Raw genomic sequence first — 24922 nt, forward strand, 5'->3', positions numbered from 1 at the left:
TCAGCTCGTCGAGGGCAGGTGGGCGAGACCCATCTCGGGGGCGTCGACGGCATCGGGGGTGAGCGACGGCGGTGCGGCGGCGTACGCCGCCGACAGGCGCCGGTACGGCCGGGAGACGAAGGCGAGCATCACGGTGACGAGGAGAACCAGGCTCGCTCCCACGAAGGCGAGCGCGATGCCCCGCGCCTCGCCCGGGCCCAGCAACCACCCGAGGGAGTCCTGCCCGTCCTGCGAGTCCATGAAGGGGATGAGCCAGAACTGTGCCAGCGGACCGACCAGGAACGAGGAGACCGGTGCCGCGGCCGACTCCACGCTCGCGGCGAAGCCGAACACCCGGCCCTGCTTGTCGAACGGCACGACGCGCTGCACGATGGTCTGCTCGGCCGCCTCCGCGATCGGCATGAGGCACATGAAGACGAGGACGCCGAGCGCGTAGAGCCACCACCACTCGCGGATGGCGAAGGTGAGACCCAGCAGCGCGATCCCGACGTTGACGAGCAGCAGCGTGCGGACCGGGTTTTTTCCGAGGCCGAAGCGGGCAACGAGGGCGCCTCCCATCACGAACCCGAAGCTGGTCATCCCGAGCACGATCCCCCACATCTCCACCGAGAAGAGAGTGAGGCCGTACGGGTCCATGAGGGCCATGAACACGCCGCCCACGAGGTTGTTGAACGTCGAGAAGAGGATGAGCGCGAGCAGACCCGGCACGGCGACGACGGCCGGGATGACCCCGCGGAAGCCGACCTGAGCGGGAGCACCCTCGACGTGGACGACCCCGCGCTCCGGGATGGGGACGAAGAGGAGGTGCCCGAGCGCGAGCGCCGTCGCCGCGATCGCGATGACGACGGTCCACCCCATTCCGAGCAGGCCGATCGACAGCCCCGAGAACACGCTCGTGACCATGAATGCGATGCCCTGCACCGCGCCCACCAGCCCGTTCGCCCTGTCGCGCCGATCTGCCGGCACGAGCAGGGTCACGGTGGTCGACAGCGCGATGTTGCGCAGGTTCTCGACCACGCCGCCCACGAGGATCACGCCCGCGAACACCCAGAACCAGGGGCCGCCCCAGTCGACCAGCACGCTCTCCGGGAACGAGAGGTAGAGAGCGCCGGCGAGCAGATACGTCACGAGCGTGACCCCGCTCGAGAGCACCATGACCGCCTTCTTCTTCATGCGGTCGACGATGACCCCGAAGATGACACCGAAGGCGGCGACCAGAAGCATGTAGGAGCCGCCGATGATCGCCGTCGCGAGCACCGAGCGCGTCTCGAGATACGCCCAGAAGGTCAGCGCCCACCACAGATAGCTGGAGGTCACGTTCGCGGCCGCGGTGTTCGCGAGCACCTGATGGAACGCCCGCACGGTGCGGGGACCGGGCGGAGCCTGCGCGGCCTCATCCCGGCCCGGCTGGCGAAGCGACTCGGCCATGGATTCTCCTGGGGGTGCGGCGGGAGCGTCCGCCCCACGATGACCGCAAGGTACAGACCGCCGCGGACACCGCGTCGTCTGCATGCTCCCGCGCCCGCCCCACGCGCGCAACCCCGATGTCGGAGGAGGGGAGTACGATCCGCGCATGGCGTACATCGAGACGCAGCAGATCGTCAAGACCTACCGCCCCAAGGGAGCCGCCGTCGTGCGCGCGCTCGACGGGCTCGACCTGTCGGTCGAGCAGGGCAGCGTGACGGCGCTGCTCGGCCCGAACGGTGCGGGCAAGACCACCGCCGTCAAGGTCCTCACGACCCTCATCCGACCCGACTCGGGGCGCGCGATCATCGCGGGGGTCGACGTCTTCGACGACCCCGCCGAGATCCGCCGGATGATCGGCGCCAGCGGTCAGTACGCCGCCGTCGACGAGAACCTCACCGGCTACGAGAACCTCTACATGGTCGGCCGGCTCTATCACCTCGGCCACCGGCTCGCGGCGCAGCGAGCACGTGAGCTGATCGAGGTCTTCGACCTCGTCGAGGCGCAGAACCGTCCCGTCAAGGGGTTCTCAGGGGGCATGCGGCGGCGAATCGACCTGGCGGGCGCCCTCGTCATCAACCCGCCCGTGCTCTTCCTCGACGAACCCACGACAGGACTCGATCCCCGCAGTCGGCTCGCCCTCTGGGAGGTGATCGAGTCGCTCGTCGCCGGCGGGACAACGGTCCTCCTGACGACGCAGTATCTCGAGGAGGCCGATCGGCTCGCGGATTCGATCTCGATCGTCGACAGCGGCCGCGTGATCGCCGAGGGCACCGCCGACCAGCTGAAGGCCTCGGTGGGCGGGCAGCGCGTGGCCGTCACACTCGTCGACGACGCCGACGGCGAGCGCGTCCGCGACATCCTGAGTCGCTACGGCTCCGGTCCCGTCGCAGAGGGGGGCGATCGGACATGGGTCGTGCCCGTCGCCGACGGCGCCACCGGCCTCGGCGGCATCGTGGCCGACATCGCCGCCCAGGGCATCGAGCTGCACGACGCCGGCATGAGGCGCCCGACGCTCGACGACGTCTTCCTGCAACTGACCGGCCGCGCAACCGGCACGGACGACGAGGCGGAGGATGCGGCATGACCGAGACGAGCGCCGCGGCCCACACGGGCCGCACCCCGCCGGGCCGGATCCGGGCCCCCGAGGGAAGCGCGGTCAGCCGCCTCCTCTCCGACGGCGCGATCGCGACGTGGCGGAACCTCAAGAAGATCGTGCGCGTTCCCGACATCCTGCTGTTCACGCTGATCCAGCCGATCATGTTCGTGCTGCTGTTCACCTTCGTCTTCGGCTCCGCCATCCCCGTGCCGGGCGGCGACTACACCTCGTTCCTCATGGCGGGGATCTTCGCGCAGACGATCGTCTTCGGCTCCACCTACTCGGGCTCGGCCATGGCGCAGGACCTGAAGGACGGCATCATCGACCGGTTCCGCACGCTTCCGATGAACGGCGCGGCCGTGCTGATCGGACGCACCACGGGCGATCTCGTCATCAACCTGCTCTCGCTCGCGGTCATGATGCTGACGGGTCTCGTCGTCGGGTGGCGGGTCACGTCGTCGCCTCTCGAGTTCCTGGCCGGCGTGCTCCTGCTGCTGTCGTTCTCCTACGCGTTCTCGTGGCTCATGGCCTACCTCGGCATGATCGTGCGCAGCCCCGAGGTGATCAACAACGCGTCGTTCCTGATCCTCTTCCCCCTCACGTTCCTCTCCAACGCGTTCGTGCCGAGCGAGGGCCTCCCCACACCGCTGCGGGTGTTCGCGGAATGGAACCCCGTGACCGCGCTGGTCACATCCGCGCGGCAGCTCTTCGGCAACGTCCCCGCCGGCACACCGGTCGGCGACGCCTGGCCGGCCCAGTATCCGATCCCGACCGTCATCGGGGGGATCGTCGTGCTGCTGCTCGTCTTCGTGCCGCTGTCGATCCGCCGGTTCGCGACGCTCGATCGCTGAGCAGTCGGAACGGGGCGCAGGGCGCCAGCGGGGAGATGATGGGGGCATGACCGCTCATCACCGCCCAGGACTGCGCGTCACGGCGGGCGTGACGATCCCCGAGAGCGAGCTCTCCTGGCGATTCAGCCGTTCGTCGGGTCCGGGCGGACAGGGCGTGAACACCGCCGACTCCCGCGTGGAGCTCACGTGGGACATCGCGGCCTCGCGAGCGCTGTCGGAACATGAGCGTGAGCGGCTGCTCGATCGGCTGGGCGGTCGGCTCGTGCGGGGCACCCTGACGATTGCCGCGTCGGAGCACCGGACGCAGGTGCGCAACCGGGACGCGGCCCGCGAACGGCTCGCCTCGGCGGTGGCCGACGCACTGCGCCCGCCGTCGCCGTCGCGACGCGCGACCATGCCCAGCCGGGGAGCGAAGGAACGGCGCCTCGGCGCCAAGCGCCGGCGAACCGACGTCAAGCGGCTGAGGCGCCCGCCCACGGACTGACCCGGGACCCGTGACCTCCGCGCGATTCGGCCGGCCCACGGGCTGAGCGGCCCCTCGCGGCGCGCAATGACCCTCACCCCCGTAGCTGATCGAGCAGCTCGACATGGTCGGCGGTCCCGGTGAACTCGGTGATCCGACCGTTCACGACCCGGCACATCGCGAACTCGGCGACGTTCACGTGCCGTCGCGTCGCGGCGATGCCGCGGAACTCCCCGGCGTGCGTGCCGCTCGCGCGCAGATGCACGGCCAGGCGATCCTCTTCGACGAGCAGTTGAATGCGGCGCCACCGCCAGTCCGGGAAAGCGCGGAACAGCTCCGCCGCATCCTTCACCCAGGCATCCGCGCCGCGCGGCAGGTGCGCGCGGCGGACCGCGGGATCCAGAAAGGAGCGGATGGCGTCGAGATCGTGACGGTTGCACGCATCGAGGTAGTCGCCGAACCACTCACGCATCTCCCACGGCTCCACCCCTCCATTCTCGTCGGGTCGGGGCGCCGCTCTCCCGAGACGCCCGCCTAGGATGCCTGAGTCAGCGCTTCCTCGGCGGCGCCGTCCTCCGTGAGGCTGTGCCAGATGTCGAGGGACACGGATTCAGCGCCCCGCACGTCGCCGGAGGCCATGAAGCCGATCAGTTGCTCGTGCCTCTCCACAGACGACCGGCCACCTCGCGTGAAGCGCGACAGCTCCGCTCGGCGCACCAGCGGTCCGAACTGCTCCAGCACCGCCTCGGCGGCACTGTTGCCGAGCGCCGCGACGGGGATCATGTGGAGTTCGTCATCGGCGTCCAGCGCCGCGCTGATGTCGCCCGCCGCGAGCGACGCGGCGAATCGGCGATTCGCGCCCCGCATGCGCTCGATGTCTGCAGCGCTCAGCCGACCTGTCGTCTCGCGCACCGCCAGGCCGTGCATGGCGGCGATGACATCCCGCGCGTCCCGCACCGCCCGCGGGTCGATGGTGCTCACCGCCGTCGACCGGCCCGGCACGGCCACCACCAGTCCGCTCGCCTCCAGGCGCAGTAGCGCTTCGCGCACAGGCGTACGGCTCACTCCCAGCCACGCCGCGACATCGCCGTCCTTCAGTTGCTCCCCGGGCTCGAATGCGCCTTCGACGATCGCGTCGCGAAGCCGTCGGTAGACGTCGTCGCGAAGGAGGGAGCGACCCAGCCCTGGGCGGCCCGAGGGAATCGGCATGCAATACATTGCGCACACCATCGGCGTCGACGCAAGTCCGGCTCGACCGCGCCCACGCGACCGGCTCGGAGACGCAGCCGCCGCCGACCTACCTGCCCGGCTTACAGCCCGGCGCCCGGGAGGCGTCCTCGCGTGTTCAGCGGGCGGAGAAGGCCGCGTCGAAGGAAGCCGTGGGCTGCTTCCACAGCTTCGATCGCACGAACTGCACCGCCTCGGCGGCGCCGTGCAGGCGGTCCATCCCGGCATCCTCCCACTCGATCGAGATGGGTCCGCGGTAGCCGATCGACTCGAGGGCGCGGAACGCGTCCTCCCAGGGCACGTCGCCGTGTCCGGTGGAGACGAAATCCCAGCCGCGCCTCGGATCGCCCCAGGGCAGGTGCGATCCGAGCACCCCGGCTCGCCCGTTCGTCGGGCGCAGGCGCGTGTCCTTGCAGTCGACGTGGTAGATACGGTCACGGAAGTCCCAGATGAAACCCACCGGATCGATGTTCTGCCACATCATGTGCGACGGGTCCCAGTTAAAGCCGAACGCCTCCCTGTGATCGATCGCGTCGAGGGTGCGCACGCTCGTCCAGTAGTCGTAGGCCACCTCGCCCGGGTGCACCTCGTGCGCGAACCGCACACCCTCGCCGTCGAACACATCGAGGATCGGGTTCCATCGGGCCGCGAAGTCCTCGTAGCCGGCCTCAATCACCGAGGCGGGCACGGGCGGGAACATCGCGACGTAAGGCCATACCGACGACCCGGTGAACCCCACGACCGTGTCGACTCCGAGTCGCCGCGCAACCCGCGCGGCGCGCTTCATGTCCTCCGCAGCGCGCCGCCGGACGCCCTCTGCATCGCCGTCGCCCCACACCGAGGGGCGCAGGATGGCCTCGTGCCGGAAGTCGATGGGCGCATCGCACACGGCCTGCCCGGCCAGGTGGTTCGAGATCGCGAATACCGAGAGCCCGTGGCGGTCGAGGATCTCCTTTCGCGACGCGAGGTAGCCCGGCTCCTCTTCAGCGCGCTCCAGATCGAGGTGGTCCCCCGAGGCCGCGATCTCGAGGCCGTCATAGCCCCACGACGCCGCCAATCGGGCGACTTCTTCCAAGGGCAGGTCAGCCCACTGCCCGGTGAAGAGCGTAACGGGATGCGTGGACTCACTCATGCGGCGCTCGATTCCGGCTCGCGAACCGGCGCGACATCCACCCACTGTCCGGAGTCGGACGAGGCGATCACCGCCTCCGTCAGTCGTGCGGCGCGCACGCCGTCGGAGAAGGTGGGCAGCCCGTCGACGGGGCGCCCCTCGATCGTCGCGTGCACATCACGCATGAACAGGGAGAAGCAGTCCTGATAGCCCTGAGGGTGTCCGGACGGCACCGTCACATACGCTCTGGCAGCGTCGTGATGAAGGGTCTCGAGACCCTTCGGCAGGATGGACGCGTCATGCGTCGCGCCGACCCAGAGATCGTTGGGGTTCTCCTGATCGAACGCGTACGACCTCGTCTCCCCGTCCAGCGAGAGCCAGAGCCGGTTCTTCCGCCCCGGCGTGGCCTGCGAGATCACGACGGAACCGGTCGCGCCGCGGTCGGTCTGGAACATCATCGTCACCCCATCCTCGGTCGATACGGGCACTTCGCCGTCGTCGGAGTGCCGCGTCTCGTGCAGTCGGGACTTCTGGGCGAGCAGGCGCTCGATGCGATGGCCCGTGGTGAACTCGAAGAGGTCGCACCAATGCACACCGATATCGGCGAACGCTCGGGAACCCTCGTCCGTCACCCGCCAATTGTAGGTCGACTGATCGGACAGCCAATCCTGCAGGTAGTGTCCGTGGGCCAGCCAGATGCGCTCCCCGGTGGCGGTGATACGTGCCCGCGCCTCGCGCACCGTCGGGTAGAAGCGGTAGATGAACGGCACCGCCGTCACCACGAAAGCGTCGCGCGCGGCGCTTTCCAGGAGCAGGGCGTCCTCCGCCGTCAGAGCGAGCGGCTTCTCGCAGACGACGTGCTTGCCGGCCGCGATGGCGGCGAGCGCGAGCGGTAGGTGCTGTGCGTTGGGGGTGCAGATGTGGACGATGTCGACGTCGGGGTGGGCGACCAGCTCGTCCGCCGTGAGCGCGAGCGGGACGTTCTCCTCCTGCGCGGCCTCCCGGGTGCGCTCGAGATCGCGACCGGCGTACGCGACGACGATGCCCCCGGTCGAGCGCACGGCGCGGGTGTGCACCCGGCCCATAAAGCCCGTGCCGATGATGCCGCTTCGCAGCGGCGGGCGGGCCATCACTTCTTCCTCGACAGCGCGACGGCGGCGATGATGATCGCGCCGCGTACGACCTGCTGCTGAGCGACGTCCAGCCCGGCGAGGATCAGCCCGTTGTTGATCAGGCCCATGAAGAGCGACCCGAACAGCGTGCCGATGATGGCGCCGCGGCCGCCGAAGAGGCTCGTACCGCCCAGGATGACGGCGGCGATGACCGTGAGCTCATCGCCCTGGCCCCACTGGAAACGTCCCGATTCGAGTCGACCGGCGTAGAGCATGCCGGCGACCGCCGCCGCGATGCCGGAGATGAGCAGCACGGTGAACTTGATGCGCGCCGTGTTGATGCCCGTGTAGGCAGCCGCTGTCGGGTTTCCACCCGTCGCCAGGACCTTCCGCCCGAAGCCGGTGCGGTTCATCACGAGCCATCCCACCGCCACCGCCACGATCGTCCACACGAGCAGGCCCGGCACGGGGCCGAAGTCGCTGCCGCCGAAGATCATCACGTAGAGGCGATCGGTGATCGGCTGCGGCGCCGACGCGGTGATCCACTGCGCGAGGCCCGCGGCCAGGCCCAGCATTCCGAGGGTGACCAGGAAGGACGGGATCCTCAGCAGGGCGACGAGCCCACCGTTGATGGCGCCGATCGCCGCGCCCGCGGCGAGACCCGCGAGGATGCCCGGGACGAGGCCGAACTGCATCGTGGTCATCGCCGTCACGACGGATGCCAGGCCCGCGACCGATCCGACGCTCAAGTCGATCTCGGCGGCCGCGATCACGAACGTCATCGCGATGGCCATGATCGAGATCGTCGCGGTCTGCCGAACGATGTTCAGCATGTTGTTCGCGGAGAGGAAGCCGTCGTTGCCCAGGAATATCGCGAAGAAGAGGAACACCACCACGAATGCGATGTAGATGATGTTGCTGCGCCAGTCCAAGCGGGTGATGACCCGTGACAGTCTGGACGGCTGAGTGGACGGTGCGGCGCTGCTCATGCTGCTGCTCCTTGGATGATGAGTTGAAGCTGCTCTTCGCTGTCGATGTCGGTGCGGGGGAGTTCGCGGATCGAACGCCCTTCCCGCATGACCACGATGCGGTCGGCAACGGCCAGGAGTTCGGGAAGTTCGGACGAGATGAACAGGACCGCGTTGCCCTGCGAAGCGAAGGCACGCACGATATCGAGGATCTCCGTCTTCGTCCCGATGTCGACACCTGCGGTGGGCTCGTCCATGACGAGAACCCGCGGCTCGGTGTTGATCCACTTCGCGACGACGACCTTCTGCTGGTTGCCGCCGGATAGTTGGCTGATGGGTGCGTAGGGATCGGCGACCTTCACCGCGAAGCGCTCTACAAGCTGTTCGGTGAGGTCGCGGAGCTTGCGAGGAGAGAGCAGGCCGCTCGTCTTGACGTGCTCGAGGACGGGGAGCGTCAGGTTGTCGGACACGGAGTGCTCCAGCACCAGTCCCTGATCCCGGCGGTCCTCGGGGATGAGGGCGACGCCCGCGCGTTGAGCGGCGATCGGCGTGACGAAGCGGACGCGCTCCCCGTCGATGCTCAACGAGCCCCGCGTCGGCCGGTCCATTCCCGCCACGACCCGCGCGAATTCCGTGCGGCCGCTGCCCATGAGGCCCGCGAGACCGACGATCTCGCCGGCGCGGATGGTGAGGGAAACCGATTCGAGTACGGTACTGCTCGCGATGTCCTCCGCCGCGAGGAGCACGGGTGCGTCCCTGGGGACCTCGCGCTCCTGGTAGACGAGATCGGAAGCGAGCCGCCGTCCGATGATGGCCTCGATGATCTGTTCCGCGCTCATCTCCGCCACGGGAGCCGCGAGAGCCACCCGGCCATCGCGCAGGACCGTGATTCGATCGGCGATCCGGCGGATCTCGTCCATCCGGTGCGAGATGTAGACGATCGCGATCCCGCGGTTCTTCAGCGTCTCGATCAGCGAGAAGAGATTCTCGACCTCGTGCTTGGCGAGGCTGGCGGTGGGCTCATCCATCACGAGGATGCTGGCCTGCTTGGCCAGTGCCTTCGCGATCTCGACGAGCTGCCAGTAGGCCGTCCCGAGGTCCTCCACCCGCGCACGGGGGTCGATGGTGACACCCAGCCCGTCGAAGAGCTCCTTCGCCGCGCGCTCCGCCGCGCGGTCATCGATGAGGCCGGCCTTTCCGGTGATTTCCCGGTTGAGGAAGATGTTCTGCGCCACCGTCATCGAGGGGATGAGGCTGAACTCCTGGAAGACCATGCCGATCCCGGCACGCTCCGCGTCGGCGGTGCTCCGGATCTCGACCGGTTCGCCCCGCACTTCGATCGTGCCCGACGTGATCGGGTGGACGCCCTGCAGCACCTTCATGAGAGTGGACTTGCCGGCTCCGTTCTCACCGGCGAGGGCATGCACCTCCCCCGCGATGATGTCCATGTCCACGGACTTCAGGACCTCGACGGGGCCGAAGCTCTTCACGATCGCCCGCATCCGTACGGCGGGCGGTTCGAGGGGGATCTCAGCCATGTTCGGCGTCCGCGCCGGTGGCATCCGCGACCTTGACCCACTGGCCGGTCCGGCCCGATTCGAGGATGGCGTCGTCCACGAGTGCCGCCTGGTAGCCGTCCCCGAAGTTCGGGGACACCGTTCCGCCCTCGACCACGGCCTTCAGGAAGTCGTGCGCCTCGATGATCTTGGTCTCGCCGTAGCCGATGCCGAGCGCGGGGATGGGCCACAGCGACTCGCCGTAGGGCGTGTTCGGCCCGGTGTAGACGGTGCGGAAGCCCCGGCGGTCGGCCGGGTCGCCCTTGAAGGCGACCTGCAGCTCGTCACGGTTCTCGTAGTTGAAGAAGATCGAGCCCTCGGTGCCGTGGATCTCGAAGGTGATGAAGTTGTTCCGGCCCCACGCGTTGCGCGTCGCCTCGATCGAGCCGACGGCGCCGCTACGGAAGCGGACGAGCGACATCGCCTCGTCGTCCACGTCGACGGCGCCGCGGGGCCCGTCGTTCTTGACCGAGCCGCCCAGGGCGTCGAATCCGCTCGACTGCAGCGGGCGGTCCGGAATGAAGGTCGACACGACGGAGGTGACCTCGGAGATCTCGCCGACGAGGTAGCGGGCCAGGTCGACGACGTGGGATCCGATGTCTCCGACGGCCCCGGAGCCCGCGATGCTCTTCTGGAAGCGCCAGCTGAGCGGCGAGTTGGGGTCCGCGCTCCAGTCCTGGAGGTAGGTGCCGCGGAAGTTGAGGATCTCGCCGATGGCGCCCTCTTCGATGTACTTCTTGGCCAGCGCCACGGCGGGCGTGCGACGGTAATTGAACGCGACGGCGGTGACGATGCCGGCCTTCTTCGCGGCCTCGTACATGCGGCCCGCCTCTTCCGCGGTGGGCGCGAGGGGCTTCTCGCAGATGATGTGCTTGCCCGCCTCGGCGGCGGCGATCGCGATCTCCGCGTGCAGGTTGTTGGGCGTCGCGATGTCGATCACGTCGATCGACGGGTCGTTGACCACGTCGCGCCACGAGGACGAGAAGCCCTCCCACGAGTAGCGCTCGGCCGCGGTGCGCGCGAGGTCATCCGTGGCGTCGACCACGATCTTCTTGATCGGACGCGCCGGCGCCGGCCAGAAGAACATGGGCATCGCGGCGTAGGCGAGCGAGTGGGCCTTGCCCATGAATCCGCCACCGATCATGGCGATGTTGATGTCCTGCATGTTCTGCCTTTCTTTGTGCAATCGGATGCCCCGTGGGGACGACCGGAGTCGGACGCCCCCACGGCGCGGACAAGCTCAGCGACGAACGTCAGTCGACGTACGCGTCCCGCACGGATGCCGGCGCTTCGGCGTCGTAGACCAGCTCCCAGGCCTCGAGCACGTTCTCGTGGTCGACGGGAAGAGAGCTGAGCGCGACGTACGGAGGCACGTCGACCCCGAGGATGCTGAGCGCGGCGAGGTCGGCCTCGGCGACGCCCTGGTCGTAGGGCAGCTGGGCACCCAGTCCGACGATCATCTCGTTCTTGGCGAGGGCGATGGCCACGTTCGTGCCCAGGTCCTGCGTCGCGATCTTGATGTCGGTACGACCTGTCTCGCGAGCGGCGGCCATGACGCCCTCCGCGGGCACATCCCACACCGCCCAGATGCCGTCGAGGTCGGCGTGCCTCGTGAGCATCGCGTTGGCCACGCCCTGGGCGTCACCCGCGAAGTCGGGGCCGGCGATGCCCTGCTCCTGAACGATCTCGATGTCGGGGAACTCCTCCGTGATCGTCTCGACGAAGCCGTCGTAGCGCTGCTGCGTGACGAAGAAGTCGGCCTCGTGGTAGATGACGCCGATCTGGCCTTCGCCGCCGAGAGCGCGCGCGAGAAGGTACGCAGAGGTGACCCCGTTGCCGTAGTTGTCGGCGGAGACCATCGACACGTAGTCCTGCCCGGCCACGAAGCCGTCGGGCACGTTGTCCATGAACACGAGCTTCACGCCCTGCTCAGCGGCCCTGCGGTAAGCGCTGGCGGTGGCCACCGTGTCGGTCGGGATGGACACGATGATGTCCGGGTCCTGGGTCAGCACGGTCTCGATCTGCGAGACCTGCGTCGCGGGGTCGAAGTCGGCGTCGGTCGTGGCGATCACTTCGATCCCGAGCCGATCGAACTCCGCGTTGAGGCCGGCGATCTGGGCGTTGGCCCAGTCATTGCCGCCGTAGTGCATGACGATCGCGGCCGTGAGGCCCATCGCCGCGATCTCTTCCGCCTGCGCATCCGTCACGACGGTGGTGTCGACCGAGGCCGGCTCCTCGCCGTTGGGGCCGGTGCTGAGCACCTGTCCCGTGATCTCGGCGAGCGCGGCGTCGATCTCCGCAGAGATCTCGGGGTCGACTTCTTCGCTCGCGCCGCCGCCGGCGGGCGTGCAGCCCGCGAGGGCGGCGATGCTCATGGCCGCGACGAGCGCGACCACCGTTGTCCTGATTTTCATCCTTCTTGCTCCTTTGCTGTGGGACTGCGACTGCATTGTTCGGCAGGTGAGTAGGGGACGACTACGGTCAGGCCAGCTTTCCGGCCTGGAGGAATCGAAGGCTTCGTGCGGCGGCGGCGCTCTGGTCACCCTCGTACCCGTCGAGCTCGACGGTGATCCAGTCGTCGTAGCCGGCGTCGACGACCGCGTCGATGATGCCGCCGAGGTCGAGGTCTCCCTCGCCGAGCGGCATGAACGCGTGAGTCGTCGCGTCGAGGTCCTTGAGGTGCACGTAGGCCAGGCGGTCCGCGTGCCGACGGATGACGGCGGCGGGGTCGCCGCCGCCGGCCGCGATGTGTGCCACGTCGGCGCAGAGGCCGATCGATGTCGCCGCGAACAGGGCGTCGATCTGCTCGGGGGCCTGCGCGAGGCTGCCGAGGTGCGGGTGGTAGCTGGCGACGAGACCGGCCGCCCGGGCGCGCTCCGCGACCGTGTCGAGGAACTCACCCGCGATCCGGTAATCCTCGTCGCGGCGCCCGGTCGAGCGAATGGCACCGCCGCCGATCACGTAGTGCCGGGCACCCGCGGAAGCGGCGAGACGGATCGAGCGATCGAACCGGGCCAGCTCGTCCTCGTGCGCGTCGCGGTAGATCAAGTGTCCCCCGCTGTACACGCCCGCGACCTCGAGCCCCTGGCCATTGACAGCCGCGACGAAGTCCGAGATGGAGTCTTCGAAGGGAAGGAGATTGCCGTCGAACAGCTCGAGGCCCTGGTAGCCGACCGCTGCGATCGCCTCCAACGTGCCGTGCACGTCTCCGGGCGTCTCATAGAAACCGGATCCCAGATTCGTCACAGAACCGGGCGTGCCGACGACGCCGCCCCACGCATTTGCTTCGTAAGCGAATTTCACGCTTCTACCCCCTCGTAGATATTGGCTACATTGAGAAGCTAACACTTATGACTCCCGGAAGTCAAATATAAAATCCGCGCCTCCGCCGTTCGACACATTGCATGCCGTTTTCGCCATTAGCCTGGTCTGACGATTCGAAGGTGAGGGGACATGATCTCTGCGGGCGCCGGTGAGCTCTTCCAGCTGATGCGCGACGGACGTCCGCGGACGCGCGCCGAACTGGTGGAAGAGACGGGACTCGCCCGCACCAGCGTGGTGAATCGGCTCGCGGCCCTCGCGGCTGTCGGACTCGTCACCCCGACCGGTACCGCGGCCGCTTCCGGCGGACGCCCCGCCGCCCGCCTCGTTTTCGAGCAGACGTCACGGGTGTGCATCGGGATCGACCTCGGCGCGACTCACGGCTCGGTCGGAATCCTCGACCTGGCCGGGGAGGTGCTGCATGAGGAGAGCAGGACCCTCGACATCGCGGAGGGGCCGATCCAGATCCTGACGTGGGCACTCGATACGGCCGAGCGCCTGCTCGCCGCGGCGGGCAGGCAGCGGCACCTGCTGGGAGTGGGCGTGGGGGTTCCAGGTCCGGTCGAGCACTCGACGGGCAGGCCGATCCGCCCGCCGATCATGCCCGGCTGGGACGGCTTCGACATCCCCGCTTTCATTCGTCAGCGGCTCGACGCGCCCGTCCTCGTCGACAACGACGTGAACCTCCTGGCGCTCGGCGAGCGTGCCACGCGGTGGCCCGGCGTCAGCGACCTCTTGTTCATCAAGGTCGCCACGGGCATCGGTGCGGGCATCATCCTCGGCGGACAGCTTCAGCGCGGAGCCCGCGGATCCGCCGGAGACATAGGACACGTGCAGGTGCCGGGCGTAGCGGACGATCGCGACCTGGAAGCGCTCGCCAGCACGCCGGCGATCGCAGCGAGCCTCAGCCGCGACGGCGCGAGCGTGGACACGACCGACGTGATCGAACGAATCCGTACCGGCGACCCGATGGCGGTCACCGCGGCCCGCGACGCCGGCCGCATCATCGGCAAGGTCACCGCGGCCTGCGTCAGCATCCTCAACCCCTCCGTCGTCGTGATCGGCGGCCAGCTGGGGGTGAACGTGCAGGAGATCATCGCCGGCGTACGCGAAGTCGTCTACCAGACGTCGATCCCGCTCGCGACGCAGCACCTGAACATCGTGCCCGCCGAGGGAGGCACGACCGCGGGTATCCGCGGGGCGGGGCTAATGGTCCTCAACGAACGCCTGAGCGCAACGGCGGTCGACGAACTGATCGCCGACATCTGATCCCGGCGGCCGTCGGGGGCCCGCTCGCCGCCGGGATCGGCAGCGGTTCGGCTACACGAGCGCGGTCGACCCCCGCGTCACGAGCTTCGTCGCGACGGAGTGGATCCCTCCTCGCCCCTCGCCGTTGATCGCTTCGAAGAGGAGTTCCGCGGCGCGCCTGCCGACCAGCTCGAGCCGCATGTCGATCGTCGACAGCGGCGGCCGCGCCTGCGTGGCGATCGGCACCCAATTGTCGTGTGCCATGACGGCAACCTCGGAGGGAACCGACCGCCCGCTCTCGCGCAGGGCGTCCAGCGCACCGCGCGCGATCTGATCGCTGCCGCAGAGCACGGCATCGAGATCGGGGAATCTCGCCAGCAGGGTGCGTATCGCTCCGCGCCCCCACTCTTCCGTCCAGGCCCCGTACAGCGCCTCACCCCCCAGCAGCTCGAGGCCCGCGGCACCGAGCGTCTGGACGGCGCCCTCGACGCGATCCCGTGCGGCGGCGTACGTGACGTCGCCCGAGACGTACGCGATCCGTCGTCGCCCGCAGCTGAGTACGTGCTCCGCGGCCAGACTCCCCGCACCGACGTTGTCGCTGATCACCGAGATGTCCCTCGGGTCATCGGACGGTGCGTACGCGTAGACGATCGGAACGGGGAAGGCATGCCCGAGCGAGGGGCGGGGATCGGTCTTGTCACCCACGACGATGAGCCCATCGACCCGACGGCCGAGCAGCGCGCGGATGTGATGCTGCTCGCGTATCGCGTCTCCGCGGGCGTCGCACAGGAATACCGACGTGCTGCCGGTTCCGAACGCATCCTCCGCCCCCATCATGACGGGCAGGGAGAAGCGCCCCTCCATGTCGCTCGTGAGCAGGCCGACGGTGCCTGTTCGACCGGTCAGGAGCCCCTGCGCGAGCGAGTTCGGCGCGAAGTTCAGCTTCTCCGCAGCTCTCAGCACGCGCTCCCGCGTCTCCGGCCGGACGTGGTCGCGTCCGTTCAGCGACTTCGACACCGTCGCGATCGACACCCCTGCGAGCTGTGCCACGTCGCGCAACGTGGCCGGCCGGGAGCGCTTGTCGATCGGGTCGGCTCGCTCTGGCATCATCTTCCCTTCGAGGGCTCTCTACCGGGGCCTACGCCACCACTCTCCCAGATCGCTCGTGCCGTAACGCTGCACGAGAACATCGTGCGCATCGATTCCGACCGCCGAGATCCAGGGCAGGCAGGTCTTGTTGCCCTCACCCTTCCCGCGACCGCCGAAGTGGGTGCCCTCGAACATCGGATCGTCGATCATCCACCAGCTCACGAGTACACCTTCCTCCTGCAGGCCCGGGCGCGCATAGCCCCACGACTTCTCGGGCGTCTCGACGTTCGCGCTCGATCCGGCGAGAACGAGCTCTGCGATGCGCGCCAGGTCCTCGTCGCCGGTCGCCACGGCGACCTCGAAGAGGTCGGGGACGGCGTGCAACTCGTACGGATGGATGTATCCGGCGCCCGACGTGTCGCAGGCGCTCCATCCCGTCGTGCGGAATCCGTATCCGGCCAGCGTGCTCGACGGCGGCAGCGGCACGTCCCACAGGTACACCCACGTGGCCAGCAGTCTCGCCGCGTCGAGAGCGCTGCGCAGGGCCCGCTCGTCGCCGGTGCTCCGCCATACCGAGAGCGACGCGCGCAGGCAGAACAGGATGCTCTCGCTGTCGACCAGCTGAGCCCTCGCGTAGATGCTGTCGTGGATGCCGCCATTGTGCTTGACATCGCGCACGAAGCGCTCTGCGGTGAAGCGCTCGGCTTTCCGTGCGGATTCGAGATAGCGATCCTCGCCTGTGATCTCCGAGAGCGCGACGAGGAAGGGAACGGCCGTCGCCGTGGATGACTTCTGGTTCAGTTCGGCGAGACCGAACCACACGCGCGGCTCCACGAGGGGCGAGCCGTCGAAACCGTACGCGCGACGCCACGTCCCGTCCTCTTCCTGCGCGGAGAGCAGGAAGTCGCCGAACGAGACCGCAGCGGCGAGCCAATCCGCGTGTTCACTCCCGCGGTCCGCCTCGGAGCGGTAGGCGCGCAGCAGCGCGGTGTGCTCCTCGGCCATGCACCGCAGGTACGTTCCCTCGAGGCCCTTCAGCGGCTCGATCGCGTATTTCATGTGGTTGTACACGGGCCCCATGAGCTGCTCGAGGTCATCGCCCTCACTCGCGTACGCGAGCGGCAGGATCAGCCCGCTCCACCAGTTCGAGGTGCGGCCGTGTTCGAGGTCGTACAAGGTCGGCGTCAGGCCGCGCGGAGAGGCGAGAGCCTGAGAGGCGAAGAAGTCGATCACCCGCAGGCCCTTGTCGCGGGCCGCGGGATCCGCGCTGGTGTCGGCGTGGTTGAGGGCGTGCAGGGCATTCAGCACGTTCTGTCCTGTGAAGCCGTACTGGATGATGTTCCCGAGCTGGATGCCGTCCTGGGGATGACAGTTCGTGACGAAGCCCGCAGCCTGCTCGCCGTTGACGACTCCCTCCGCGTAATACGGGAGGAGTGCCTCGACCCGCAGGCGGGTGATCTCCTCGAGCGTCGTCGGGAGCTCGACACGCTGCGGGTCCAGCTCCGCGAGCCGAGCCGACCACAGCTGCCAAAGCGCGTCGATGTCGGATTCGGCGCGTAGCGCGCGGAACTCGTACGTCACGTCGAAGAGCTCGGCCCCGGCGCTGAGTGGATAGAAGGCGCCCCACCCCTCGCGGCCGCGCGCGGTCAACGCGTGGGAGTGGGAACGCTCCACGAAGGGATACGCCGCCACGAGGCTCGCTCGGTCTTCCGCCGTCGGCGCCACGCCGAGGCTTCCCACATCGGTCGACTGCAGGAACTCGACCTCTCCCCGCTCCCGCTCCGGGCTGTCGTCCCGCTCGGGCAGGTCCGTGCGCACCAGTGCGATGCCACCGCCCAGGCGCGGGAAGTAGGCCAGCACGCTCAGCGCCGTCAGGCGGTCGTCGCGGTAGACCAGCTCCCGGCTGTCGACGTAGTCCTCGAGACCGTCCTCGTCGATGTCATTGAGGTTGTACAGAGCCGGCGGGGCGTAGTAGCGCCCCGCATCGAAGAGCTCCCCTCCTGCGTGCAGGTCGGCGGTGATGGTCGCGCGCACGCCGCATAGTGACGTCCCCGACCGGAGGACGCGGACGCTCCTGTGCACCCGCAGGACCGATGCCTGCACGGTCCACTCGTCGTCGACCGCGATCTCCCAGCCGTCATACGTCACGTGCGCCGTTGCCCGCAGTCCCGAGTCCGATTCGACGGCTTCGTCGTAGCCGACCGAGACGGAATCGGTCGGCTTACCGGGTACGTGGAACTCGAGAGAGACGGGGCGGGGAACTCGAACCGTGATGTCGGGGAGCTCGCGCAGAGCGAACTCGAGCGGAGCGGCGTGGGCAGCGTGCATGGAAATGCGTCTCCTTTGAAGGCAACGGTAACGGGACGTGTCGAAATGGGTGGGCGGGCTGCCCTGCTCAGCCCTTGCTCGCCCCGCTCATCAGGCCCGCGATAATGCCCCGCTGCGCGATGAGGGTGATGATGAGGACGGGAAGCAGATACAGCACGGATGCTGCGGTCATCTGGCCCCAGACGGTCTGGAACTGGGTGATGTAGGAAGCGATCCCGACGGGCATGGTCTGCGCATCCGGTGTACGCGTGAGCGAGAGCGCGATGACGAACTCGTTCCATGCGGCCAGGAATCCGAAGAGGGCGGCGACGGCGATCGCCGGGCGCGACAACGGTATGACGATCCGGATGAGCGTGCGAAGGGTCCCGAGCCCGTCCATCCGTGCGGCCTCGAGCAGCTCCTCCGGGAACTCGCGGAAGAACCCCTCGAGCATCCAGATGACGAGAGGCAGGACGATGGGGATGTACGCGATCGTGAGGCCCACGGTCGTGTTGATCAGCCCGAGCTCCCTGAACTGCAGGAAGAAGGGGAGCGCGAGCGCGACGGGCGGGAACATCCGTGTCACGAGGGCTGCGGCGAGAAGCGCTCCGCTCAACCGGTAGCGGTATCGCGCGAATCCGAACGCCGCCGGCACGCCGAGAAGGAGGCTCAGGATCGTCGCCCCCGCCCCGACCACCAGGCTGTTGCCAAACATCTGAAGGAGGGCGCCGTCGCTCAGGACCGCGCCGAAATGCTCCAGGGTCGGCGCTTCCGGCAGCAGCCGCGCCGGGATGGCGAAGATCTCGGACGTGGGCTTCAACGACGTGGCGAAGATCCATGCGATGGGCATGAGGAAGAGCGCGACCGCCGCGACCGAGATCGTCGTGAACGCGACGGCGGGGGCGACGCGGCGAGCGCGGACCCGGCGGTGTCGAGGTGGCACTGCCGTCGGCGCAGTCGACGTCTTGGCGATGGTGGAGGTCATCGGCGATCCTCGCGATCTCTCAGAAGGAAGAAGATGCTTCCCGCGCACACGGCGATCACGATCACGAAGAGGATCGTCGCGGCGGCGGCACCGGGGAAGTCCGCCCGGGTGAACATGAGTCGGTACAGGTAAGAGCTCATCACTTCCGTCGAGTTCGCCGGCCCGCCTCCCGTGAGCACGTACACGGCGTCGAAGACGCGGAACGCGTCGGCCAGACGGATGACGAGGATGATGAGGATCGCGGGGCGCAGCAGGGGAAGGATGATGTGGACGAAGGTGCGCCACCTGCTGGCGCCGTCGGTGCGCGCAGCCTCGACGAGCTCGTCGGGGATGTTCGCCAGGCCCGCGAGAAGCACGAGCACGACGAAGGGAAGCGCGAGCCACAGATTGGACACGAGGATGGTCGTTCGGGCGAGCCAGACATCCGCAAACCACGTCGGCTCGGGCAGCCCCAGGATCTCGAGCCCGCGGTTGATCAGGCCGTAGTCACTGGAGAACAGGAACTTGAAGGCGAGCGCGGCGACCACCGGCGCCACCATGAGCGGCAGCGCGACGATGACACGAAGAATGCGGCGACCCGTGGTCGCCCGGTGCAGAGCGAGCGCGATCGGGAGACCGACGATGAGTTCGAGGAGCAACGTCGTCGCGACGTAGCCGAGGGTCTGCATCAGCGCGTGCACGAACTCGGGCGACGTCAGCACCCCCACGTAGTTCTCCGCCCCGACGAACGATGAGTCCCCGCCGGCCCCCACACGGAAGTCCTGCACGCTCAACGAGATCGTCCAGAGAAGGGGGAACAGCGCTGTCACGCCCAGCGCGATGATCGCGGGCGCCGTCAACGCCACTCCGGTCCAGCGGCGCTGCGTTCTGATCGATGAAGCGGCTATCGGCCGTCGTCCCGTGGCTGCCATTGTGTGTCCTCTTCTGATCCGGGGCCCGGAAGGATGAACTCCCGAGCCCCGGAGGTGGAACCGACTATCCGAATGCCGCTTCGGCGGTCGCCTGCGCGTCGCGCAAGGCGGCGGCGGCATCCTGGTTCTGCGACATGACGCTCGAGACCGCCACGGCGATCGCGTCCTGGTACTGCGGATAGAAGGGCGTCATCGGGATCGTGGTGCTCTCGGCGACGGAGTCCGAGAAGGTGGCGATCGCCGCGTGCTGCTCGGCGGTGAGGGCCGGATCCTCGGCGGCGGCCTCGGTGGCCGATTCGCGGGGAACCGGCGATACATGCGTGACGCTCAGCTCGGTCAGCACATCCGTGCTCGTGGCCCACAGCACCCACTCGGTGGCCGCGTCGACATGGGCGCTCGCGGAGTTCACTCCGAAGCCCCACGAGAACGTCGTGGACACCCGGTCGGGGTTGCCGGGGCTGATCGCGAGCCCGACCTGGTCGACGACCTTGGACTGTGAGGGGTCAGCCGTCATCCCGTACATGTAGGGCCACTGGAAGACCATGGCCACCTTGCCCTCGAGGAACTGGCCCTGGATCTCCGTGATGTCGTGCAGACCCGGGGGGCTCGACTGATCCTCGAACTGGATCGCCGTCATCATGTCGAAGGCCTCGAGCGCCTGCGGCGTGTCGATCGTGGGAGCACCGTCCTCCGCCGCGATGTCCGACCCCGTCTGCTTGACGAACGTCTGGAACCGCGTCGCGACCTCCCCGTCCTGCTTGCCCGGGATGATCGTGCCCCAGATGCCGGCGTCGCGGTCGGTGAGGATGCGGGCGTACTCGCGGTACTCGTCCCACGTCGTGGGCGGCTCTTCCAGGCCGGCGGCCTCGAACAGGTCGGTCCGGTAGTACAGCACCGTGTTGTGCACCATATAGGGCAGCCCGTACAGGCCACCGTCGTAGCTCACGGTGTCGAGAGTGTGCGGCAGGAAGTCCGCGCGGTCCTCTTCGGACACGACGTCGTCGAGGGGCACGAGGTATCCCTGCGAGGCGAACTCCGGCAGCCACGGCTGGTCGATGGTGAACACGTCGATGGATCCCGCGCCGGCGATTGCGTCGGTGAGGAACTGCTGACGCATGTTCGCGTGGGGAATCGCCTGGAACTCCACCTCGATGCCGGTCTCGGCGGTGAACTCGACGGCCTTCTCCTTGAAGAACGTCTCCCACGGCGAGCCGGCTTCGACTCCCACCGTGATGGGCCCGTCGCCACCGGACTCACCACCACCACCACCCGGCGCGCACCCGCCGATCACTACGACGGAGGACACGGCGATCATTGCGGTCGCCCACCTGCCGACGGAGCCGCGCGAACGAGCTCTGCGTACCATCATCTGCTCCCTTGCTCGATGCTGACCCGCCGCTCGCATCGTTAGACGGCGACAGGGCAAGAAATGCTTTTCCTGGGTTACCGTATTCTCCAAAGTTTTCGCTGTCAAGCTCTTCAATAATGCCGCTTGTTGGATGAATTGACGAGCATCAGTTCGGTGGATACTCTTCACGAAAACCTTTCCCTAACTTTGCAACAGGAGGCGTCGTGACCATCCCCACCTCAGGCATTCGCCACTCGGTCGCGCCCGTCATGCCGGCCGCGCCCACGAGGCAGCGGCCGCTGTCGGCGACCGACGTCACGATCACGGGCGGCTTTTGGGCCGCGAGGCAGCGGGCCAACGCCGAGTCGACGATCCCGCTCAGCTTGGACTGGATGGAACGAGTCGGATGGCTGCACAACTTCGACGCAGCCGCCGGCGGGACGCTGCCGCAGGAGAGGCGAGGGCGGGAGTTCTCGGACTCCGAGATCTACAAGCTGCTGGAAGCCATGTCATGGCACCTGGCGGCGACCGTTGATCCGGCTCTCGAGGAGACCGTCCGCGCCGTGACCGAGCGCGTCTCGGCCGCGCAGGAGGACGACGGCTACCTGAACACGATGTTCGGGCGCCCCGGCCAGCAACCCCGGTACTCCGACCTGGAGTGGGGACACGAGTTGTACAACGTCGGGCACCTTCTGCAAGCGGCGGTCGCTCGCCTCCGCACGGGCGTCGAGGACGAACTCGTCCAGATCGCACGACGCGCGGCGGACCACGTGTGCGACGTCTTCGGCGACGACGGGATGCGAGCCGTCTGCGGGCACCCCGAGATCGAGCTGGGTCTCATCGAGTTCGCACGCGCAACCGGCGACCAGAAGTACCGCGATCAGGCGCGCCTCTTCCTCGATCGACGAGGGCAGGGGTCGCTGCGCGAGATCGAATGGGGGCGCTCCTACTTCCAGGACGATGTCCCGATACGCGAAGCCACCGTCCTGCGGGGACATGCCGTACGGGCCCTGTACCTGACCGCCGCCGCGACGGACGTCGCCGTGGACACCGGCGACGCCGAGCTCCTCGCGACGATCGAGCGCCAGTGGGAGGCCACCGTGGCGCGGCGCACCTACGTGACGGGCGGAATGGGCTCCCACCACCAGGACGAGGCGTTCGGCGAGGACTTCGAACTGCCCTCGGATCGGGCGTACTGCGAGACCTGTGCCGGCGTCGGGTCGATCATGCTCTCGTGGCGTCTGCTGCTCGCCACGGGAAACCCCCGGTACGCGGACCTGATCGAGCGCACGCTGTTCAACGTCGTCGCCGTGTCGCAGGCGCCCGACGGTCGGTCGTTCTTCTACTCCAACACGTTGCACCAGCGCACCCCCACGGTCCCCGCGGCACCCGACGAGGTGAGCCTGCGCGCGAACTCCGGGCTGCGCGCGCCCTGGTTCGAAGTCTCGTGCTGTCCGACCAACCTGGCGCGCACCTTCGCGACGTTGACCGCCTATCTCGCCTCCACCTCGAGCACCGGGATCGACATCCACCAGTACAGCGAGTCGGTCATCCGCGCGACGCTCCCCGACCTCGGTCAGGTCCGACTCAGCATCCACACCGAGTATCCCACCGACGAGGTCATCGACATCGTCGTCGAGGACTCCCCTGACGCGCCATGGGAGCTCGCGCTCCGCGTCCCCGCGTGGGCGAAGGACGCGACCCTGGAAGTCGACGGGGTGAGCCGACCCGTCCTGCCCGGCCGCGTGACCGTGACCCGCGCCTTCGCCCGGGGCGAACGCGTCCGGCTCATCCTGCCGCTGCGGCCGAGATGGACCTTCCCCGACCCGCGCATCGACGGGATCCGCGGCACCGCCGCCGTCGAGGTCGGCCCGCTCGTGTACGCGCTCGAGTCCGTCGACCTTCCCGACCACGCCCACGTGGACCGCTTCGTCGCAGACACGTCCCGAGCTCCCTCCAGAAGCGCGGACGGCGTCTTCGTGACCGGGCTGTTGGAGGACTCCGACATCCACTCGTGGCCGTACACGGAGGACGCCCGACCGCGGGAATCGAATGCCGTGCAGGCGGTTGCGCTCACTCCGTACCACGCGTGGGCGAACCGCGGGCCCAGCACCATGCGCGTCTGGATGCGCACCGCGCCCGGCTCCGCCGAGAACTCGGGCTCCGGATCGGGCGCATGATCGCCGATCTGCGTCACGTCCCGTTCTCGGCTGCCGGTTCCTACATCGCGTTCTCCCGTCTCTCCGGCAGCGGCGAGACGTCGGAGACCGTGAGGATGCGCACGGTTCGAAGCGGCGCATGCACACCCGATCTTCTCGAGGTCCTCCCCCTCACCGACGGGGGTCCTGCCGCCGGGGAGGCGAGCTTCACCCCGGACGAACTCGCGATCCAGGCGGGATCCGGCGCCGTGCGGATAGCGTTCGAGGATCCCTCGCGCGTCCGCGTGCACGGCGACGGCGTCGGCATCCTGCTCCGCGCGGATGCAGCCGGGCCCTACGACACACTCGTCCCCCTCGGGGACGGCGAGTGGCGGTACCTGCGCTACGAGGCGCGCACGACGCTGCGCATCCGCGTCCGCGCCGGCTCGGCCCGGTCCCTGTCGACGTGGGACGGCGTCCGGAGCGGCCTGCTGCTGTTGGCGGGGGACCCGGGAACGGTGTTTCACATCGAGGAGGAGGCCGAGTCGTCCGGCCCGCTCCAGGCCGTGCCTGCGGACGGCGTCGTGCCCCACTTCGCCGAGTTCCTCGATCTGATGCCCGACTGCGGCCCGGAGTTCCAAGACGCACGGGAGCTCGCCGCCTACGTCCTCTGGTCCACGCTCGTCGAGCCGTCCGGGTTCCTCAACCGACCTTCGATCCTGATGTCGAAGAACTGGATGACGAACCTCTGGAGCTGGGACAACTGCTTCAACGCGATGTCGCTCGAGCGGATGCCGTGGCTCGCTGCGCACCAGTACTTCAGCGTGTTCGACCACCAGACCGCCGATGGACGCCTGCCCGACTACATCAACGACGCGTTCCGGAGCTATTCGTTCGTCAAGCCACCCATCCACGGATGGGCGCTGCAGCGGATGCGTGAGCGTGGCCTGGTCGACGAGTCGTGGCTCGCGGCGTCCTACGAGCCGCTGAGCCGGTGGACGCGTTGGTGGCTCACCGAGCGCACCGCGACGGAGGCGGCCCTGCCGCACTACTACCACGGCAACGACTCCGGGTGGGACAACAGCACGGTCTTCGAAAGCGGAGTGCCGGTCGAATCCCCCGACCTGGCGGCGTTGCTCGTGGTGCAGATGGACGCACTCGCCGATGCCGCGGCGACTCTCGGTCGCCCGCAAGAGGCCGACGAGTGGCGCGAGCGCGCTGAACGCATGCTGGGCATGCTGTTGGAGCGGCTCTGGAGGGGCGACCGGTTCGTCGTGCGTCGAGCCGGCAGCGCACGGGAGGTCGCGTCATCCAGCCTGCTCACGAGAGTGCCAGTCATTCTGGGGAACAGACTGCCCGGCGATGTCTTCCGCGCCCTCGCGGAGGACATCGGCAGCCACGACTTCCTCACCGCAAGCGGCCTCGCCACCGAATCGGTGCGCAGCAGCGCGTACGACAGCGACGGCTACTGGCGCGGCCCCGTCTGGGCGCCGTCGACCATGCTCATCGTCGACGGGCTCACCGCGGGGGGCGACTCCGCGCTCGCAGGGCGCATCGCCGACGCCTTCTGCCGCAATGTCGCACGATCGGGGATGGCGGAGAATTTCGACGCCCTCTCCGGCCACGGCCTTCGCGACCGTGCCTACTCGTGGACGGCGAGCGTCTTCCTCACACTCGCGTCCCGCTACCGCGGCGGGCGCGCTTAGCGGTCGGTCGGGCACGCC

At 68.4% G+C, this 24922-nt stretch carries 21 protein-coding genes; 6 read left to right on the forward strand and 15 right to left on the reverse strand.

Annotation, left to right across the window (positions count from 1 at the left end; all coding sequences use genetic code 11):
* Complete coding sequence (locus RYJ27_RS11910) at nucleotides 1-1428, reverse strand: MFS transporter (protein ID WP_330170513.1); 1428 nt, start codon at nucleotides 1426-1428, stop codon at nucleotides 1-3.
* Nucleotides 1429-1573: 145 nt separating this feature from the next.
* On the opposite strand from RYJ27_RS11910, the gene RYJ27_RS11915 reads away from it, so the two are divergent.
* Genes RYJ27_RS11915 through arfB form a run of 3 tightly spaced genes read left to right on the forward strand, consistent with a single transcriptional unit; the run spans nucleotide 1574 to nucleotide 3898 of the window.
* Nucleotides 1574-2551, forward strand: coding sequence for an ATP-binding cassette domain-containing protein (locus tag RYJ27_RS11915; RefSeq protein WP_330170514.1), 978 nt, complete (start codon nucleotides 1574-1576; stop codon nucleotides 2549-2551).
* The gene (locus tag RYJ27_RS11920) at nucleotides 2548-3414 is read left to right on the forward strand and encodes an ABC transporter permease (protein ID WP_330170515.1); all 867 of its coding nucleotides are present in this window, start codon (nucleotides 2548-2550) and stop codon (nucleotides 3412-3414) included. The genes RYJ27_RS11915 and RYJ27_RS11920 overlap by 4 nt, the downstream gene beginning before the upstream one ends.
* Nucleotides 3415-3460: 46 nt before the next feature.
* Nucleotides 3461-3898, forward strand: coding sequence for an alternative ribosome rescue aminoacyl-tRNA hydrolase ArfB (arfB, locus tag RYJ27_RS11925; protein WP_330170516.1), 438 nt, complete (start codon nucleotides 3461-3463; stop codon nucleotides 3896-3898).
* A 73-nt stretch (nucleotides 3899-3971) separates the two neighbouring features.
* Here arfB and RYJ27_RS11930 read toward each other — a convergent pair whose 3' ends face one another.
* The 9 genes from RYJ27_RS11930 to RYJ27_RS11970 form a co-directional block, all read right to left on the reverse strand.
* Nucleotides 3972-4364: an ester cyclase gene (locus RYJ27_RS11930; protein WP_330170517.1), complete on the reverse strand. Its 393-nt coding sequence runs from the start codon at nucleotides 4362-4364 to the stop codon at nucleotides 3972-3974.
* A gap of 47 nt (nucleotides 4365-4411) precedes the next feature.
* Nucleotides 4412-5086, reverse strand: coding sequence for a GntR family transcriptional regulator (locus RYJ27_RS11935; protein WP_330170518.1), 675 nt, complete (start codon nucleotides 5084-5086; stop codon nucleotides 4412-4414).
* A 136-nt stretch (nucleotides 5087-5222) separates the two neighbouring features.
* Complete coding sequence (locus tag RYJ27_RS11940; RefSeq protein WP_330170519.1) at nucleotides 5223-6236, reverse strand: sugar phosphate isomerase/epimerase family protein; 1014 nt, start codon at nucleotides 6234-6236, stop codon at nucleotides 5223-5225.
* Nucleotides 6233-7345, reverse strand: coding sequence for a Gfo/Idh/MocA family protein (locus tag RYJ27_RS11945; protein WP_330170520.1), 1113 nt, complete (start codon nucleotides 7343-7345; stop codon nucleotides 6233-6235). The genes RYJ27_RS11940 and RYJ27_RS11945 overlap by 4 nt, the downstream gene beginning before the upstream one ends.
* Nucleotides 7345-8316: an ABC transporter permease gene (locus RYJ27_RS11950; protein ID WP_330170521.1), complete on the reverse strand. Its 972-nt coding sequence runs from the start codon at nucleotides 8314-8316 to the stop codon at nucleotides 7345-7347. Before RYJ27_RS11950 ends, RYJ27_RS11945 begins: the two co-directional genes overlap by 1 nt.
* Nucleotides 8313-9833 carry a sugar ABC transporter ATP-binding protein gene (locus RYJ27_RS11955; protein ID WP_330170522.1) on the reverse strand — a complete coding sequence of 507 codons (1521 nt, stop codon included), beginning with the start codon at nucleotides 9831-9833 and terminating at the stop codon, nucleotides 8313-8315. The genes RYJ27_RS11950 and RYJ27_RS11955 overlap by 4 nt, the downstream gene beginning before the upstream one ends.
* Nucleotides 9826-11016 (reverse strand): levoglucosan dehydrogenase, encoded by a 1191-nt coding sequence (locus RYJ27_RS11960; RefSeq protein ID WP_330170523.1) that lies wholly within the window; start codon nucleotides 11014-11016, stop codon nucleotides 9826-9828. The genes RYJ27_RS11955 and RYJ27_RS11960 overlap by 8 nt, the downstream gene beginning before the upstream one ends.
* 88 nt (nucleotides 11017-11104) lie before the next feature.
* Complete coding sequence (locus RYJ27_RS11965) at nucleotides 11105-12265, reverse strand: substrate-binding domain-containing protein (RefSeq protein ID WP_330170524.1); 1161 nt, start codon at nucleotides 12263-12265, stop codon at nucleotides 11105-11107.
* 67 nt (nucleotides 12266-12332) lie between these two features.
* On the reverse strand, nucleotides 12333-13154 hold the full coding sequence (locus tag RYJ27_RS11970) for a sugar phosphate isomerase/epimerase family protein (RefSeq protein WP_330170525.1): 822 nt from the start codon (nucleotides 13152-13154) through the stop codon (nucleotides 12333-12335).
* Nucleotides 13155-13304: 150 nt separating this feature from the next.
* On the opposite strand from RYJ27_RS11970, the gene RYJ27_RS11975 reads away from it, so the two are divergent.
* On the forward strand, nucleotides 13305-14441 hold the full coding sequence (locus tag RYJ27_RS11975) for an ROK family transcriptional regulator (protein ID WP_330170526.1): 1137 nt from the start codon (nucleotides 13305-13307) through the stop codon (nucleotides 14439-14441).
* A gap of 51 nt (nucleotides 14442-14492) precedes the next feature.
* On the opposite strand, the gene RYJ27_RS11980 is transcribed toward RYJ27_RS11975, so the two are convergent.
* The 5 genes from RYJ27_RS11980 to RYJ27_RS12000 form a co-directional block, all read right to left on the reverse strand.
* Entirely contained in the window at nucleotides 14493-15530 is a 1038-nt protein-coding gene (locus tag RYJ27_RS11980) for a LacI family DNA-binding transcriptional regulator (protein ID WP_330170527.1), read from the reverse strand.
* Nucleotides 15531-15548: 18 nt separating this feature from the next.
* Complete coding sequence (locus RYJ27_RS11985; RefSeq protein WP_330170528.1) at nucleotides 15549-17837, reverse strand: glycoside hydrolase family protein; 2289 nt, start codon at nucleotides 17835-17837, stop codon at nucleotides 15549-15551.
* Nucleotides 17838-17904: 67 nt separating this feature from the next.
* Nucleotides 17905-18801: a carbohydrate ABC transporter permease gene (locus RYJ27_RS11990; RefSeq protein ID WP_330170529.1), complete on the reverse strand. Its 897-nt coding sequence runs from the start codon at nucleotides 18799-18801 to the stop codon at nucleotides 17905-17907.
* The gene (locus RYJ27_RS11995; RefSeq protein ID WP_330170530.1) at nucleotides 18798-19640 is read right to left on the reverse strand and encodes a carbohydrate ABC transporter permease; all 843 of its coding nucleotides are present in this window, start codon (nucleotides 19638-19640) and stop codon (nucleotides 18798-18800) included. Before RYJ27_RS11995 ends, RYJ27_RS11990 begins: the two co-directional genes overlap by 4 nt.
* Nucleotides 19641-19776: 136 nt before the next feature.
* A complete protein-coding gene (locus RYJ27_RS12000) occupies nucleotides 19777-21018 on the reverse strand; it encodes an ABC transporter substrate-binding protein (protein WP_330170531.1) in 1242 nt (413 codons plus the stop codon).
* A gap of 266 nt (nucleotides 21019-21284) precedes the next feature.
* On the opposite strand from RYJ27_RS12000, the gene RYJ27_RS12005 reads away from it, so the two are divergent.
* Both RYJ27_RS12005 and RYJ27_RS12010 read left to right on the forward strand, forming a co-directional pair.
* Nucleotides 21285-23240 carry a glycoside hydrolase family 127 protein gene (locus tag RYJ27_RS12005; protein ID WP_330170532.1) on the forward strand — a complete coding sequence of 652 codons (1956 nt, stop codon included), beginning with the start codon at nucleotides 21285-21287 and terminating at the stop codon, nucleotides 23238-23240.
* A complete protein-coding gene (locus RYJ27_RS12010; protein WP_330170533.1) occupies nucleotides 23237-24904 on the forward strand; it encodes an amylo-alpha-1,6-glucosidase in 1668 nt (555 codons plus the stop codon). The genes RYJ27_RS12005 and RYJ27_RS12010 overlap by 4 nt, the downstream gene beginning before the upstream one ends.
* The last annotated feature ends 18 nt before the right edge of the window (nucleotides 24905-24922 follow it).

The sequence above is a fragment of the Microbacterium limosum genome, from assembly GCF_036324365.1.
In the GTDB taxonomy this organism is placed as follows: domain Bacteria; phylum Actinomycetota; class Actinomycetes; order Actinomycetales; family Microbacteriaceae; genus Microbacterium; species Microbacterium limosum.